At 69.0% G+C, this 15,375-nt stretch carries 10 protein-coding genes; 4 read left to right on the forward strand and 6 right to left on the reverse strand.

All coding sequences use genetic code 11. The annotated features are described in order from the left end of the window. Positions 1-381 precede the first annotated feature (381 nt). Positions 382-2,703: a serine/threonine-protein kinase gene (locus DAT35_RS26910; protein WP_108070137.1), complete on the forward strand. Its 2,322-nt coding sequence runs from the start codon at positions 382-384 to the stop codon at positions 2,701-2,703. Between the two features lie 4 nt (positions 2,704-2,707). Then, complete coding sequence (locus DAT35_RS26915) at positions 2,708-3,367, forward strand: response regulator transcription factor (protein ID WP_108070139.1); 660 nt, start codon at positions 2,708-2,710, stop codon at positions 3,365-3,367. Positions 3,368-3,401: 34 nt separating this feature from the next. Here DAT35_RS26915 and DAT35_RS26920 read toward each other — a convergent pair whose 3' ends face one another. The 3 genes from DAT35_RS26920 to DAT35_RS26930 form a co-directional block, all read right to left on the reverse strand. Continuing rightward, entirely contained in the window at positions 3,402-4,637 is a 1,236-nt protein-coding gene (locus DAT35_RS26920; protein ID WP_108070141.1) for a cytochrome P450, read from the reverse strand. A gap of 456 nt (positions 4,638-5,093) precedes the next feature. Next, a complete protein-coding gene (locus tag DAT35_RS26925; RefSeq protein WP_146209898.1) occupies positions 5,094-5,657 on the reverse strand; it encodes a hypothetical protein in 564 nt (187 codons plus the stop codon). 252 nt (positions 5,658-5,909) lie between these two features. After that, positions 5,910-7,130 (reverse strand): hypothetical protein, encoded by a 1,221-nt coding sequence (locus DAT35_RS26930; RefSeq protein WP_369946077.1) that lies wholly within the window; start codon positions 7,128-7,130, stop codon positions 5,910-5,912. Positions 7,131-7,551: 421 nt separating this feature from the next. Here DAT35_RS26930 and DAT35_RS26935 point away from each other — a divergent pair, with 421 nt between their 5' ends. Then, positions 7,552-9,441, forward strand: coding sequence for an alpha,alpha-trehalase (locus DAT35_RS26935; RefSeq protein WP_233261720.1), 1,890 nt, complete (start codon positions 7,552-7,554; stop codon positions 9,439-9,441). Between the two features lie 18 nt (positions 9,442-9,459). Here the strand turns inward: DAT35_RS26935 and DAT35_RS26940 are convergent, their stop codons facing one another. Further along, positions 9,460-11,892, reverse strand: a complete 2,433-nt coding sequence (locus tag DAT35_RS26940) for an LPS-assembly protein LptD (protein WP_108070145.1) — start codon at positions 11,890-11,892, stop codon at positions 9,460-9,462. A gap of 428 nt (positions 11,893-12,320) precedes the next feature. On the opposite strand from DAT35_RS26940, the gene DAT35_RS26945 reads away from it, so the two are divergent. Further along, entirely contained in the window at positions 12,321-13,283 is a 963-nt protein-coding gene (locus DAT35_RS26945) for a hypothetical protein (protein WP_158501895.1), read from the forward strand. Positions 13,284-13,344: 61 nt separating this feature from the next. Here the strand turns inward: DAT35_RS26945 and DAT35_RS26950 are convergent, their stop codons facing one another. Both DAT35_RS26950 and DAT35_RS26955 read right to left on the reverse strand, forming a co-directional pair. Then, the gene (locus tag DAT35_RS26950; RefSeq protein ID WP_108070149.1) at positions 13,345-14,958 is read right to left on the reverse strand and encodes a M56 and MltD domain-containing protein; all 1,614 of its coding nucleotides are present in this window, start codon (positions 14,956-14,958) and stop codon (positions 13,345-13,347) included. After that, the gene (locus tag DAT35_RS26955; protein ID WP_108070151.1) at positions 14,955-15,353 is read right to left on the reverse strand and encodes a BlaI/MecI/CopY family transcriptional regulator; all 399 of its coding nucleotides are present in this window, start codon (positions 15,351-15,353) and stop codon (positions 14,955-14,957) included. The genes DAT35_RS26950 and DAT35_RS26955 overlap by 4 nt, the downstream gene beginning before the upstream one ends. Positions 15,354-15,375: the final 22 nt, after the last annotated feature.

A 15,375-nucleotide genomic window follows, 5' to 3' on the forward strand; every position in this document is an offset into this window, starting at 1 on the left:
GACGGAGCCATTCTCACTGCCCGTCCTCCTTGCGGGCGCCCGAGCGGGCATGGCACGCTCGCGGGTCCGCATGCGATCGCCCGCCAGACGCCCCCCGTCCGACGCCGAGATCCACGCGCGGCTGTCCGCCCGCATCGAGGCCCTGGAGGACCGTGTCCGCCGGCTCGAGGTGTTGGTGCGCGGGGCCGCCGTGGCCGGGCGTACGCGTACCTCGGGCACGTCCGGCCGGGTGCGCCGTCCTTCAGCCGCAGCCCGGGCAGGCAGCCGGGCGCGCCCTCGTTGCCCCGGCTGCACACTGGAGCTCCCCCGCGGCCGCCGGGGCGAGGCGTGTGTCTGGTGTGGGTTCCAGTTCGATGCCGTCCGGCCGCGGAAGAGGAAGGGATGAGCAGCGCCTACCGGTTGACCGGCCGCGTCGAGGCCGGAGAGCTCGCCGAGCTGTATGAGGCCGTCCAGGAGCCCACGGGCACCAAGGTCGTCATCAAGCTCTTCCACCCGAAGACGTCCGACCCGCGTTACGCCACCGTGCTGGCCCAGACGTACAGCATCCTCAACCCGCTGCACCCCGAGGGCGTGGTCCATGTCCTCGACGTGGGCTTCGTGAAGAACCGGCTCGCCGTGGTGCGCGAGGCGGTGGACGGCTACACCCTGGGCACGGCGCTGCAGCGGCTCAACTCCAAGGAGGTCATCCTCCCGGCGCCCGTCGGGCTCTTCCTCGTCATCCAGCTGCTCGAGTCCGTGGAGCGAGCCCACGCGGTGGGGGTGGTGCACGGCTCCATCACCCCGGGCAACGTGCTGCTGTCGCGCGCCGGCCTGCCCGCCGTGTGCGACTTCGGGTCGCTCCAGGCGCTCATGGGCGTGCCCGAGCTCAAGCGCGCCTTCGTGGGCCGGGGCCGCAGCGCCTACCGTGCCCCCGAGGTGGGCCGCGGTGACATGCCCGACGTGCAGTCGGACATCTACTCCATCGGCGCCATGGCCTATGAGCTGCTCACCCTGCGCGAGGCCGTGCTCCCCGAAGGAGGCGGCGTCAGCACCCGCCGCAGCGCCGGCCTGCCTCCGCCCAGCCGTCTGGATCGGCGCATCCACGCGCGGTTGGATCCGATCATCCTGCGCGCGCTGGAGGCCATGCCCTCGCGGCGGTTCCGCTCCTGCGCCGAGCTCGCGGGCGCGCTGCGCAACTTCCTCTCCACCAACGGCGGCCTGCCCGGGACCGAGGACTCGCGCCGTTTCGTGGCCGAGCTCTTCCCCAACGAGGTGTCCATCGGGCTCGGCCCGGTGCCATTCTCCGAGCGATTCACACTGACGCCCATCTCCGGGGTGTCGCTCGCGCAGGTGAGCGCGGACTCGCTGGACAAGTCCGTGGTGGTGCGGCCCTCGTTCAGCCCGGCGCTCAACGAGGCGGACACCATGGAGGCTCCGCCCGCCTTCGAGGACTACGTGCCCGAGCCCACGGTGGCTCCGGGGCCCATGCTGGATCGCGCTGCCCTCGACTCCACCCACGTCTTCAGTGGCGCCTCCGAGAAGGAAAAGGAGCCTCTCGAGGCCACCCACGTCGGCGCCAAGGAAGCCACCGAGGCGACGCGCGCCGGCGCCGGGGAGGGGACCGAAGCCACCCACGTGCGGTCCAAGGAGGTCACCGAGCCCCTCCAGAGCAGCCCGCCAGGGGACGACGAGCAGACCTGGGTCGCGCCTCCGGGGGCACCGCCGCCCAAGCCTCGCCGAGGGCCCATCGTGGGGGGAGCCGCCGCGGAAGGCACTCGCGTGGGCAAGCATCCCCGCCTGCGCATGGTGGAGGACTTCTCCCGTCCCGCGCCCCAGCCCGAGTCCCAGTTCCCCGCGGGAGGAGACGCCGAGGACCACATCGACACGGAGAAGATCGAGGGGACGGTGATCCGCTCGCGCGTCTCCGAGGGCACGGTGGCGAGGGCGCGCATCCCCGAGGGAACAGTCACCCGTGCGCGCGTCCCCGAAGGGACGGTGACCCGTGCGCGCGTCCCCGAGGGGACGGTGACACGAGCCCGAGCGCCCGAGGGAACGGTGACGCGGGCGCGAGTTCCTCCGTCCCTGGTGCGCGGCCACGCCTCCGAACAACCGCCGTCCTCCGAGCCGGATCGCTCGTACATCCCCATGCCCCCGCCCACGTCCCCGGAGGTGAAGGCGGCGGTGAACCAGCGCCGCATGTTCACCGAGGAGCGCAACCTCCTGGCGGACTCGCAGCGTCGGCGCCGGATGCTGGGCGTGACGGGACTCATCGCGCTGGTGGGGGTGGTGTGCTTTGCCCTCGGGGTGTGGAAGCTCACGCAGCGGCCGCAGCTCGAAACGGACCCCAAGGTGTCCGCGGTCAGCGGCGCGGTGGAGGAGTACCTGCAGCAGCCCGCCGCTCCGCCCCCCGAGCCCCCGAAACCCAAGCCCGCGCCTCCGCCGGAGCCGGTGATCGTCCCCCCCCCCAGCCAGGCCGATGACGCCCACAAGTCGGGGACCGCGTACCTGTCGATCGGCGCCAACCGCCCGGCGCGCGCCTACATCGACGGCGTGCGGGTGAAGCGCAACCTGCCCCTGGTGCGCTACCCGGTGAAGTCGGGCAACCACGAGATCATCGTGGAGACGCTCGGCGTGCCGAGGCAGCGCGACGTCTTCCAGCTGCGCCTCGAGCGCGGCGAGCACAAGAAGCTGGAGCAATTCTTCAAAGACTCTCCCCACCGTTGAGGCCATGGACCGGACCCGCGTCTTCGTCGTCGAGGATCAGCCGAACCTGCTGCGCAACCTCCTCAAGGTGCTCGGGAGCTTTGCGGAGCTCGAGGTGGTGGGCAGCTCGCAGGATGGCGAACAGGCCGTGGAGGATCTGGTGCGGGTGCGCCCGCAGCTGGTGCTGCTGGACCTGGAGCTGCCGGGCCTCAATGGAATCGAGGTGACGCGGCGGGTGAAGCGCCGCGCGCCCGAGGTGGAGGTGCTCATCCTCACGTCCTTCGAGGACGAGCAGAAGGTGTACGAGGCGATTCAAGCGGGGGCCTCGGGCTACCTGGTGAAGCGGGTGGGGCCGGAGAAGATCCGCTCGGGCATCCGCGAGGTGATGGAGGGCGGCACGGTGCTCGAGCCCCTCATCGCGCGGCGCTTCTGGAACTACTTCCAGTCCATCCAGGCGAAGCCTCCCGAGGCGGAGAAGCAGAACCCCTGGGGCCTCACCCCGGCCGAGTTCGACGTGCTGCGCTACGTGGCCAAGGGCCTGTCCAACGCCGAGGTGGGCCGGGTGATGACGATGGAGCGGCGCACGGTGCGCACGCACCTCTCACACATCTACCGGAAGATGGGGGTCAACTCGCACGTGGAGGCGGTGGTGCTGGCCCTGCGTGCGGGCCTCGTGGAGCTGTGAGGGGAGGGGAGCGCGAGCCCCCGGCTCCTCCACGTCACCAGCGCACGGGCAGCGAGTCGAAGCCACGAAACGACAGGCCGTGGCACTTGACCTGGGGCGACCGCGACTCATCCAGACGCAGTCCGGGCAGCCGCTCCAGCAGCATGGAGATGCCGATCTCCAGCTCGCGGCGGGCGAGGCCCGCTCCCATGCAGTGGTGCGCGCCGAAGCCGAAGGACAGGTGCTTCTGGTGGTAGCTGTCGCGGGTGATGTCGAAGCGCTCGGGGTCCGGGAAGACCGAGGGATCGCGGTTGGCGGCGGCCATGACCAGGAACACCAGCTGTCCCTGGCGGAGCTTCTGGCCGTGCCACTCGAAGTCCGAGGCGACCACGCGGGTGATGGCGGGCACCGACGTGGTGTAGCGCAGCATCTCCTCCACCGCCGACCTCAACAGCCCCATGTCGTCCCGGAGCTTCTGGAGCTGATCCGGGTGGGTCAGCAAATCATAGACGCCGTTGCTGAGCTGGTCGGTGGTGGTGGTGTGCCCGGCGAAGAGGATGAGGATGGCATTGGCCACCAGCTCCTCGGGCGTCATCTTTCCCTGCTCTTGCACCATGAGCATCTGGCTGAGTGCGTCCAGGCCCGGATGGTGACGGCGCTCCTCGATGATGGGGAGCAGGTACTCCTTCATCTCCACCATGGTCTTGTTGGCGTTGCTGGCCAGCACGAGCGGATCGGAGCCCACCGGGGGCGAGCTGAACAGCGCCAGGTGATCCGACCAGGCCCGGAAGCGCTCCCGATCCTCGGCGGGAATTCCGAGCAGGTCGGCGATGGCGAGCGCGGGCATCGGGTAGGAGAGATCCTTCACCAGGTCCATCTCGCCCCGGGGGCTGAGCTGCTCCAACAGCTCCCGCATGAGCCGGTGCACGGTGGGCCGCAGCTCATCGAGCTTCTGGGGCGTGAAGCCCATGCCCGTCTGCCGGCGCAACCGGACGTGCTCCGGGCCATCCAGCATGAACATCTGGTTGCGGATGGTCTGCATGAACTCGCGAGTGACGTCCGGACTCAGGCCCTGGACCTGGTACTCGAAGAGCTTCGCCCGGTTCGCGGTCAGGCGCGGATCCCGGTAGGCAGCCACCACATCGTTGTACCGGGTGACAAACCAGGCGTTGACCGTGTCCGACCAGTGTACTGGCTCGTTCTCCCTCAAATACTGATAGAGAGGGAACGGGTTGAGCATGTTCTGAGGGCTGACCAGGTTGCGGTCAAGCGTGGGAGCTGCGCTCGACATGGGTGCCTCCACGGTTGAAGGGTCGGAGCTGGCCGGTCCTGTCATGGCGCGGCAGACTAATGTCCGCTCGTTCGGCTGTCGAGGACACAGAGCAGGAGCCATGCCAGCAGTTCGCGAGACAGCAGCTCGCGTACATGGATTGAAAACATCGGAGCAGAGTCTCACTTCTCAGGTGGGGTGGGGTGAGCCTGACGGTGAAGATCGTCCGATCACCGCCACGTTGCCCGTGTGGAGGCCTACCCAGGCGGGTCATGCAACACCCTGAGAACATCGCGAGGAGCTCGAAATCACCGCGCGCATGCTCGCTCCCTCCACCGGCGAATGCGTCCCCTCCGATGTCGAGCTGTTCAAGACGGCACGGCAGTGCGGGCACGTCGGTTGGATGATGCACATCCGACCACACGGATGGCGCAGCAAGCCATCAAGGCGCGCCCGTCAGGACTCTCGGGGGAGGGCTCAGGGGGTGTTACGCACCAGCCGCAGGTGGGGCTTCTTGCCGGAGCGCGGCCCCGGGGCACCGTACCCGCTCGAGGAACGCGGCACGTAGGGCTGATCACGCAGGCGCTCATGGGGGAGCTGCTTCGGCGCGAACGGATCCGACGGCCCACGAAGGCCCGAGCGGAAGAAGACGAGGAAGAGCATCGTCACCAGCAGGGAGGCGGTCACGAGCGTCAGGCTGTAGCTGGTGAACTGGCCATCGAGCGCGGGGGCGGGATCCGGCATGAAGAGCATGGCGGAAAGCAGCACCCACCACAGCCCGCACACCACCAGGCCCGCGCCTCCGATCCAGATCTTCATCCGCGACCAGAAGGTCCGCCGCTCGGGAACGACCGGAGTCCGCTCCGGCGCCGAATAGCGGGGGCGCGGTACTTCCTCGTGCGCGAGTCTCGCCAGCGCCAGTCCCGGCACGTGCGCCGTCCGCTGCCCTCCGCCCGGGACTCCCACCGCGGAGCGGTGACGCCAACGAGCGCCGAGAGCCAGCGCCAGCAGGACATAGGGCACGAACACGGTGGGTCCCATCCGGAGTGCCTCGCCTGCACCGTGCAGGAGCACGGCACAGCAGAGGCCAGACAACAGCGACCGGAAGCGGGGGGGCGGAAGCGCCAGCATGAGCGAACGGTAGCAGAGGTTGAGGGTTCCTCCAGTTTGCCACCGGTGCGGGCCGCTCCACCTCCCCGCGTGAGAACTGTCCGCTTCAGGACGTCCGTGCCGCCATGACTCGGGGAGCCGCCTGCTCGCAAGGGCTCCTGGCGGGCCTTGATGGCGAGGTGCTCAGCCCGCGGTGGGGTCCACCAGCGGCTCCGGCATCGCCCAGAGCGCCGAGGGATCTTCGTAGGCCCGATCGAAGGCGTAGAGGATGCCCGTCCAGCGATCCCAGAAGACGGCCCAGTTGTACTCGGTGGGCGGCGCCGTGAGGATGCTGCCGTCCCGGTCCGGCTGGCTGTACGCGTAATCGGCGTAGGTCCACTCGAGCGTGCCGAAGTCCGTCTTCAGCACCGGAGTGATCACCTCGAGCAGGGCGGAACGGGAGACCTCGTCCGCGCGCGGCACGCTCGGCGTGAAGACGGGCTGCGCCATGTCGTGTTGCTCGCGCCAGGCCACGTAGTTGTTGCCCATGGCGATGAGTGCGTCGCGCGCCGCGGGAGTCGGCGCTCTCCGGGCCTCCTCGTAGAGCGCGAAGGCCGCCACCAGCAGGCTCTTCCAGTTCATCACCGGGAAGAGCTCGCCGATCCGGTAGGGCCGGGGCGTGTCGTTCGCGTGGGCCACCCCGTACTCATAGGCGAGCCGTGCCTCCTGGGCCGAGGTGCCCGGGAGCACGAACTCCGTCAGCACGCGCTCGGGAGTCACCTCGCCGCTCACGCCCCGGCGCCAGTCGAGATAGAGGATTGCCGAGCCACCGATGTCCGTGAAGATGGCCAGGTTGCCCTCGTGGAGCGTGCGCTCCAGGGTGATCACCACCGACTCCGTCTTGTCGAGCGGCAGGAAGCCCGGCGCGCTCCAGTAGAGCGTGGCGAAGCGCACCACGGTGGTGGTGAAGGTGCGCGGGTCCGCCAGCGCCGCCCAGTTCATGGCCGTGGCGAGCGAGGCGATCGATGCGGCCGAGTCGATGGGTAGGCCCCGGAGGACGAGTTCCAGGGCGAGGCGCTCCACGGTGGTCCGTGCGGGGCCGGAGAGGCCCGCTCGATCCAGCGCGCTGTGCACCGAGAACGACGGCCAGCCCCGGGCCGCGCCGATCACCCGCCGAGCGATCGCCGTGCCGAGCATGCCCTGGCCTCCCGTCTGGGACGCATGCGGCGCGAAGACGAACCAGTTGGGACGGACGTCGCTGCTCCCTCCCGGCTCGAGCTCCGGGTCGAGCAGTCCGCCCAGCTCATAGGCGATCTGGATGTACCCCAGGGTGATGCGGCGGTTGTCCTCCAGCGGCGTGGGGTCGGCTGCTCGCGCCGGTGAGGCCATCACCAGCACGGCCAGCCCCAGCACGGCGGTGGCCAGCGGACGGAGGAACGAATGCGGCGAGGAACGGCCGGGACGTGCGATCGGATCGTGAATCTCCACGATGGGCTCTCCTGGATGAGGCGGGTTCGGGTGGAGCGGGATCCACGCTAGTCAGCACGGGTGACGCTCCAAACCGTTTCACCAGGAATGTCTTTGTCATGAGGTTTGAGGACAAAGCAAACGCCTTCGCGATGAGATTTGAGGACAAAGGATTTGAGTCGGGAGCCGCATGACAGGGAGGGGGACCGGCGGGAGGGCGGGCGGGCCTGTCACAGACAGTGTGGTGCCGCCACGGACTCGTGTAGCTTGCATTGCGCTTCCTCTCCGAAGGTTGAAAGTGCCCACCAGGACCCCGTCGTCCCGTTCCCCCCGTTCCGCCATCACCCTCTCAATCCCTCACGCGCGGAACGTCGTTCGTGTGCGCGCTGATGAGCCTCTCGCGGCGCCAGCGCTTCCCACCACCGGTAAGCCTCTGGCTCCGGTCACCCTGTCCGCCGCCGCGTCGAGCGCGCGCCTCGCCTTCGAGGTGCTGATGGCGCTGGACCTCGACGGTGATGGGCGCCTCACGGAGCGAGATGCCGGACGTGCTCGGGAGGGCGGACTGCGCTTCGCGGTGGATCTCGAGATCAGCCCGGGCGTGCGACTCGAGCTGGCGGGCGCGGAGCGGCTCTCGCACGCCGCGGATGTCCTCGCCGAGGAGATCCTCGAGAGCCGTGGGGATGAGCCGGGCCTTCCCGTGGAGCGCATGCTGGACACGCGCACCTCCGCGTTGCGCCGGTTGATCGATCGCGGCTGGGACACGCTCGTGCGCCGCTCCAATCGCGCCGAGGACCTGAAGAAGGCGCTCCAGGTGATGCCGGTGAAGGACCCCGAGGGCCGGCAGCGCGTGTACGTCCCCGCTCGCGATCGCAAGGCCCTGAAGAAGCTCCGCGCCGAGAGCCGGCGCGTCGGCGGCCTGGACGTGGTGCCGCTGCAGAAGCCTCGCGAGGCCTCGGACTGGACCGCGCTCATGCGCGCGCCGGGGATGCTCTACCTGCCGCGGCCCTACATCGTCCCGGGCGGCCGCTTCGTGCAGATGTTCGGCTGGGACAGCTACTTCAACGCGCGGGGCGCCCTGGCCTCCGGCCGCTACGAGCTCGCGAGGGACTTGCTCGAGAACCAGCTCTACGAGATCGAGCACTACGGGAAGATTCCCAACTCGAACCTCAGCTACCACCTGTCACGCACCCAGCCGCCGCTCATGCCCCGGCTGGCGCTGGAGCTCCAGGCGGTGCGCTCGGACCGGAAGCTGTTGAAGCGGGTGGCCCGGATCGCCGAGCAGGAGCTCGAGGACGTCTTCCGTACGGGGCCTCGGGCCACCCCGAGCGGGCTCAGCCGCTACAAAGACGACGCCGAGGGCCCCGATGCCGAGGACATGTCCGCGTTCTACGGCTCGCGGCCGGACGACGCCGAGTTCCACCGGCACGACCGCGCCATCCGCGAGAGCGGCTGGGACATGTGCCACCGCTACGGCACGGCCACCCACCACCACGAGCCGGTGTGCCTCAACTCGCTGCTGCTCCAGTACGAGGTGGATCTCGCGGCGATCCTCCGCCAGGTGGAAGGGGAGGGCTCGCTGCGAGCGGCCCGGTTCGCGAAGGTGGCTCGGGCCCGGGCGCGCACCATGCGCTCGCGCTTCTGGGACGCGGAGCGCGGACTGTTCTTCGACCACGACTTCGTGACGGAGCGCCGCTCGCGCTTCGAGTCCGTGGCGACCTTCTATCCCCTGTGGACGGGCTGGGCCTCCCGCGAGGAGGCCGCCACCGTGGCCGCCTCGCTCCCGCGCTTCCTCCAGGACGGAGGCCTGTCTTCCAGCACGCGCGCCTCGCGCGAGGCCGCGGGCGGAGAGGCCCTGCAGTGGGACTGGCCTTTCGGCTGGGCGCCGCACCAGATCATCGCGGTGGAGGGACTGCGCCGCTACGGCTTCCATGCCGAGGCCGATGCCGTGGCCTACCGCTGGCTGTCCATGGTTCTGGACATCGCGGGGAGCCACAACGGTCTCATCAAGGAGAAGTACGACGTGGTGAGCAGGTCGGCCGAGGTGGCCGTCGAGTACGGCAACCAGGGCGCGGATCGCGGCTCGCTCCTGGCGCCCAGGTCCGAGCGGACGCTGGGCTTCGCGTGGACGAACGCCTCGGTGCTGCTGCTGCTGGATGGGCTGTCTCCCGAGCTGCGCGAGGCGCTCGACGCGGGCATTCCCGCCGACAGGGTGCTCGGCCCGCGCGGCCAGGGCGGCAGCGGCCGGCCCCGTAAGAAGCGCGCCGCGTGACGGGCTCGCGCCGTCCGCTCACTTTCCGAAGGTGCCCAGCTTCGCGATCGTCACCAGAAAGCCGAAGTCGAAATACGTCGGCGGTGGCAGCAGCGAGGCATGGGCCTCGATCTGGAAGCAGTTGCAGTTGGGCGTGTACGAGACGCGCAGGTTCTGGGAGTTGAGCTTCACCACATCGCACCGGGCCGGATCCCTCCGGTACACCTCCGCGTCGTATCGCACGCCCAGGCCGAACGGGAGCCGGGTCCCGGCGCCGAACAGCACGCGGTCGAACGGCTTCGAGTTGAGCACCACCTCGTTGGAGCACGAGCTCCCATCGCTCACCGGGGCGGACTGGGGGAGGGGCGGAGGCAGCAGCATGTCGATGGGGCGGCGCACCTGCTCCGAGCTCCCCAGCGCCCGCTCATATCCGGCACTCACGTTCAGCAGCCCATTCTTGAGGACGCTCCAGCCCACCGAGGCCGAGAGCTGGGTCAGCCGCTCCTGCACCTGGGGCGTGAACAGATCGAGCCGGGCCGTGGCGGCCGCCGTCACGGGCCCCAGCACCGCCAGGAGCCGTCCGGAGGTCTCTCCCATCCGCCGCTCGAGGAAGTCCACGCCCTGGAGCAGGTCCAACCGTCCCAGCTCGGTCGTCGCGGTGCCGCTGCGCTTGAGCACCTTCTGACGCAACGCCACCTGGCCCTGGAAGAACCCGTCCGCGGGCACGGCGGCATCCACCTCGTCATAGATCGCCGGCGCGCGATCGCCGAAGACGCGAGGCACCGCTCGCAGCTCCACCGAGGGCATGATGCTGTGACGCACCGCGGAGGCGCCCTCGCCGAACACCCGCGACAGCTCCGTGTCCAGCGTCATGCCCACCAGCCCGTACGCGCGGTTCCGGGCCTCCCGCGTCACTTCGTAGAGATAGAGGCTCTCGCGCACCGCCAGGTAGGGCGTGAACCGCAGCGCGCCTCCCACGTCGAACGTGGCGTTGAGCCTCGGCATCACATCCAGGCGGGTGCGCGCCTGACGTTCGCCGGGATCGAAGTGGCCGTTACCCTGGGTGCCGTCCGCATCCGGCAGGGCCGGCCAGTACACTCCATCCGTGCCCTCGTCCCCTAGCAGCCCGCCGAGCGGAGACAGCCGGGAGAGTTCCACCTGGACTCCTCCGGTGAGCGGGCCGAGCAGCGGCACCGTGGGGATGGCGTAGAGCAGCGTGGGCAGCTTCTGGAAGACGGTGGGGCGGGGCGCGTCGCCGAACAGCGAATAGCCCCAGCGGATGTCCTGGCGGTAGGCCAGGGCGAGCCCCGCGTAATGATCCTCGCCCCGGTGGTACAGCGTGGCCGTGGAAGGGATGTAGTAGTACGAGCGTTGGAGGTTGCTTACGGGCGTGGTGTCGGCGAAGAGGAAGCCGTCCGAGTAGAGCTTCACGTCCGCCCGCCCATGGAAGCCGCCGCCGAACTCCTGCCGGTGCTCGAAGATGCCCCAGCCCCGGAGCCCCTGCGGCTGCGCATCGGGCACGAGCACGTTCGGATTGAGCGGATCCCTCTCGAGCTTCAGGTCATCGAAGAGCCGCAGCGAGAGCCTCCCGTCGACCCCGATGGAGGGGGCGTACCGGAACTCGGTGTCGAGATACGGGCCCTTGAGACCCAGGGAGCCCTTGTCCGGCGCAGGGGGAGCCCGGCCGAACGCATATCCCGGCGCGATCGTGAGGTCATAGCTCCGCCCGAGCGTGATGAAGAGCGGCTCGTGCACCTGGAGCCCGCTCAGGCCCGAGCCGCTCCACTCGGGGAAGAGCAGGCCGGTCTGGCGGTTCGTGAGCGGAAGGGAGATCCACGGCACCCAGAAGACGGGCACGTCGAACACCCGCAGCGTAGGCGAGGTGAACGAGGCTCGATCCCCGGGCGTGAGCTTCGCGCTGCTCGCGGTGATGCGCCAGCTCCGGTCGAACACGCTGCACCCACAGGATGCCGTGAAGGACACGGGGTCCACCCGGTACGCGTCGTCGTCCAGGAGGCGGAAGTGCTTCGTGGTGAAGGTGAATGCGTTGCGCCCCGCCTGGGCCAGCTCCCTGCCGCTGGTCTCCCGCCGGGCGGCGAGCTCGGCGAGATCCTCGGGCGCCATGCCCTGCTTCTGGAAGAAGGTGGCCCCGTCGGAGGTGGTCACCTCGCGGGCCCGCAGGTCCACGGTGAGGCTGTCGGCGAAACCGGCCAGGCCCGCGGCCACCAGCAGCACGTGCCCGCGCGCTTCCACCACCCGGGTGTCGAAGTTGTAGGACAGCTCGTCGGCGCGGATGACCGACGTCCCTGAGCGCAACAGCGCGTGCCCGGTGGCCCGGCCGATGTTGCCCTCCTTGGAAGCCAGATCCCCCGTGAGCACTGCCTGCTCGCCGACGACGGCGTCCGTGGACGAGGGCAGCTTGAGCTGTCCGGAGGTGGAGAGGGCGAGGGTGACGAGGACCAGGCCGAACATGGGGCGGGCGACTCAAGTCCAACGCCGGTCTTTCGGCAACCCCGGATACGGCCCGGTGTCGGTCGGGCCCGCGTCCCACGAAAAGGTGCGGTACGGAGTTTTCAGTCGAGAAGGAGCGGGTTGCACATACGTCGGGTGCTCCTTCGCGAGGAACTTCAGGGAGACGAATCTCCGAGCGGGACTGACGTCAGTCGCGCGGCGGGCCGGAAGGCGCGTTCTGTCATCACGCAGGAGCGTGTTCCGGACACGCGGCGTTGCGGGGCCTGGCTCTCCGCGGGCGGTTCATGACAGCGAGTTCCCCTCTGGATCCGCTCAAATCGCCGAGCTGGCACGTGGATTGCTCGAGCCCGAACTCGAGGACCTCCGGCCCCACCCGATTCCCAACGGGCTCGGCCCGGTCCTCGTGAACGGACACCCAAGGACCATTTGTGAAGAAAATGATGTTCAGGAGTAATGCAGTGGATTCGTTGCGTTTGATGATGTTGCTGGCGGCTGTGGCGGTGACTGCCTGTGGCCCGGCGGACTCGGAACTGGATCTTTCGTTGGCGTCGGATTCAGACGCGCTCGAACAACAGAAGTTCGGCCTCACTCAGAGTGAGTTGGAGCTGATTGACACTCTGAGGCCGTCGCTTCGCTGGCGCCGCGTAAATGAGTATGCCCGTGCGAACGGATTCGTCGCCGGATTCAACAACTACCACTGGGCGGACTACGGCTCAGGCATCGTTCATGGGACCATCCTCATCAATAATCCCCAAGCCATGGAGTGGCGTGACGTGCCCCTGTCCGAGCTGGGAAATGTAGACATAGACAACATCCCAGAGATGTTCAAGCGAGCGTCGGATTACGCTGCCAACAATGGGTTCATCGGAGCGCTTCCATCCTTCCACGAGGGGAATAATGGGCAGGGTCCAGTGCGAGGTGTGTACTTCTTCCGTCCCGGGTATGTCACTTGGGTGGACGTGCCGACGAACCAGCTTCGCAACTACAGCTTCAGCGTTTCCAACGTGCGTGAGATGATGACGGCGGCCAATGACTATGCCAGGGCACGAGGCTATGCCGGTGGTCTGCCAACGTTCCATGAGGCTACCTACAACGGAGTCGCGTATCGCGGCATTCTGCTGATACCATCCTCCACTGCGGAATGGCGTGACGTATATGTGACGGAGTTCGACAAGTATTGGACGGAGACGTGCACGCCAACCCAAACCCAAACCTGCTTCTACTACTGCGACGGCTTCTGCTTGCCCGGTAATGGCTGCTTGGGCAGCCGCAATGTCACCCCCGGCCCCAATGTCGCACACTGCTCCGATGAAAGTGCAGTGATGCCGACCGCAGACCGCTCGTGCGAGTACTACCTCCAGAAACCGGCTAATTGGCCTTGCTTGCCCTGAGGCATTGGGTTCAAGGTACGTGACAGCCAGGAGCTGAGGCATCCCCCGCCTTGCGGGGGGGTCAGTCCAGCAGGTGCGGGTTGCGCAGGATGAGCAGCCCGGCCTGCACGGTGCTCACGTAGTCGTTGAGGTGGCCGGCACGGGCGAGCTCGCTGGCATCGCGGACGCCCGTCTTGCTCAGCACGCCGTCCACCTTCTCCTCACCCAGGTTGTAGGCCGCGAGCGCCAGGCGCCAGTCTCCATAGCGGCCGTGCAGGTCGGAGAAGAGCGCCACGGCGGCCTCCGTCTCGCGTGCCACGTCGAGCCGCTCGTCCCGCTCCGTGTCCACCTGGAGGCCGTACTGGCGCGCCGTCGAGGGGATGAACATCCACACTCCCGCGCCCCGCACGCCTGGCGCCAGCGAGGGACTCGTCGACGTCTCCGGCATGTTGGTCACCGCCGACTCCACCATGGCCACGGCCAGCAGGCCCTCCGGCAGCCCCTTGGCGCGCAGCGTGCGCGTGAGCGCCTCGCGGTGGGTGGACAGGTTCTCCAGGGCCTTCTTCATGAAGGCGCGGCCCTTGGGCGTGGTCACCAACTGGTTGAGCTTCTCCACCACCTGCTCGTCCACCACCACCGGGATGTCGCCCTCGCGCTGCGATGCCTGCGCGAGCGCCTTCGCCTCGGCGAGCGTCACCGCGCGGCCACGGGTGGCGCTCTGCGCCCACAGCGCGAGCGGGGCGAGCGTGAGGGCCACGGCGGCGACGAGTCCGATGGCGCGGTGGGGACGGCTGGGGCGTGACTGGAACAGCATTTCGATCCTCCGGGTTGTGGGATGGGCCATGCCGGTGACTCCGGCGGGAAGGGGAGGGGAACCCGAGGCGCGCAGGGCCGCGTCGAGCAGGCAGCGCGCGTAGTCATGCGGGCGAGCCTTGCCGCCGGACACGAGCGCCTCGTCGCAGGCGAGCTCCTGGCACGTGGCGAGCCATTGTCCGAAGGCGCGCACCACGGGGTTCCAGAAGAAGAGGGCACCCACCGCCAGGCGCACATAGACGAGCACCGTGTCACGCTGGCGGTGGTGCTGGAGCTCGTGCAGCACCGTCATCCGCAGGGCCGCGGCGTCCTCCAGGAGATGGGACGGCACCGCCACCCACGCGCTGGGCCGGGGCGCCAGGCGCGGAAACCAGGTGGAGAAGGCGGTGGCCTCGCTGTCGCAGAGCACCACGGCCACACGGCCCACCTGACGCACCCGGGGCAGGGACTCCAGCCGGCGGATCAGCCGCAGGTGCTGGCGCAACTGCCGCGCGCAGTGCACCCCCGTGGCCAGGCCAATCACCAGGGCCGCGGCCGTTCCCACCGGGAAGGACAAGGGCGCCTCGGCGGGCCGGGGCTCGGTGGCTCGCGGACGCGAACTCCAGGCCGGCTCCGGCAGCCGTGTGGTGAGCCGCACCACGGAGCGATCGAAGCTGAAGAGCGGCCCGGTGGGCACCAGCCCTCGCACGCTCATGCAAGCGGGAGGCATCAGGAGCGCCAGGGCCAGTGTCGCGCGCCCGGCCCACAACGTCTGCCTCGCCGACAAGTGCAGGCCCAGCCGTCCCATGCAGGCGAGGGCGGCGCGCACCAGCACGAAGCCCACGGTGAGGAGGACCGCCACGCTCACATAGCCCGTGGCCAGCTCACGCAGCAGGGCACTCATGACCGGGAGCCCTTCTTCCCGAGCAGCTTGCGGATCTGCTCCACCTCCTCGGGGGAGAGCGGAACGGCCTCGACGAGCCGCTCCACCAGGGCCGACGGCGTGCCGTCGAACACCGTCTCCACGAGGTGGCGCACGCTCTGGACCTCGTAGGCCTCGCGCGGCAGCAGCGCCGAGTACAGGTGTCCCCGGCCCACCTTCCGGCTCTGCAACACCCCCTTCTGCTCGAGGATGCGCAGCACCGTGGACACCGACGTGTACGCCAGCTTGCGCTCGGGCGGCAGCGCCTCGAGCACGTCCGCCACGCTCACCTCGCCCTTGCGCCAGACGATCTGCATCAACTCCAGCTCGACGGGCGTGAGCGGCCTGGGTGCTTCGTTCTCGGGTGACTTGGACACGGTCCCAACCTCCGCACCGCAA

The sequence above is a fragment of the Vitiosangium sp. GDMCC 1.1324 genome (assembly GCF_003044305.1).
Taxonomy (GTDB): Bacteria; Myxococcota; Myxococcia; order Myxococcales; family Myxococcaceae; genus Archangium.

What these genes read in the sequence shown, in the direction of transcription:
- DAT35_RS26940 (WP_108070145.1), bottom strand. Translation starts at nt 11,892, where the DNA reads ATGTTCGGCCTGGTCCTCGTCACCCTCGCCCTCTCCACCTCCGGACAG.
- DAT35_RS26950 (WP_108070149.1), bottom strand. Translation starts at nt 14,958, where the DNA reads ATGAGTGCCCTGCTGCGTGAGCTGGCCACGGGCTATGTGAGCGTGGCG.
- DAT35_RS26910 (WP_108070137.1), top strand. Translation starts at nt 382, where the DNA reads ATGAGCAGCGCCTACCGGTTGACCGGCCGCGTCGAGGCCGGAGAGCTC.
- DAT35_RS26925 (WP_146209898.1), bottom strand. Translation starts at nt 5,657, where the DNA reads ATGGGACCCACCGTGTTCGTGCCCTATGTCCTGCTGGCGCTGGCTCTC.
- DAT35_RS26920 (WP_108070141.1), bottom strand. Translation starts at nt 4,637, where the DNA reads ATGTCGAGCGCAGCTCCCACGCTTGACCGCAACCTGGTCAGCCCTCAG.
- DAT35_RS26915 (WP_108070139.1), top strand. Translation starts at nt 2,708, where the DNA reads ATGGACCGGACCCGCGTCTTCGTCGTCGAGGATCAGCCGAACCTGCTG.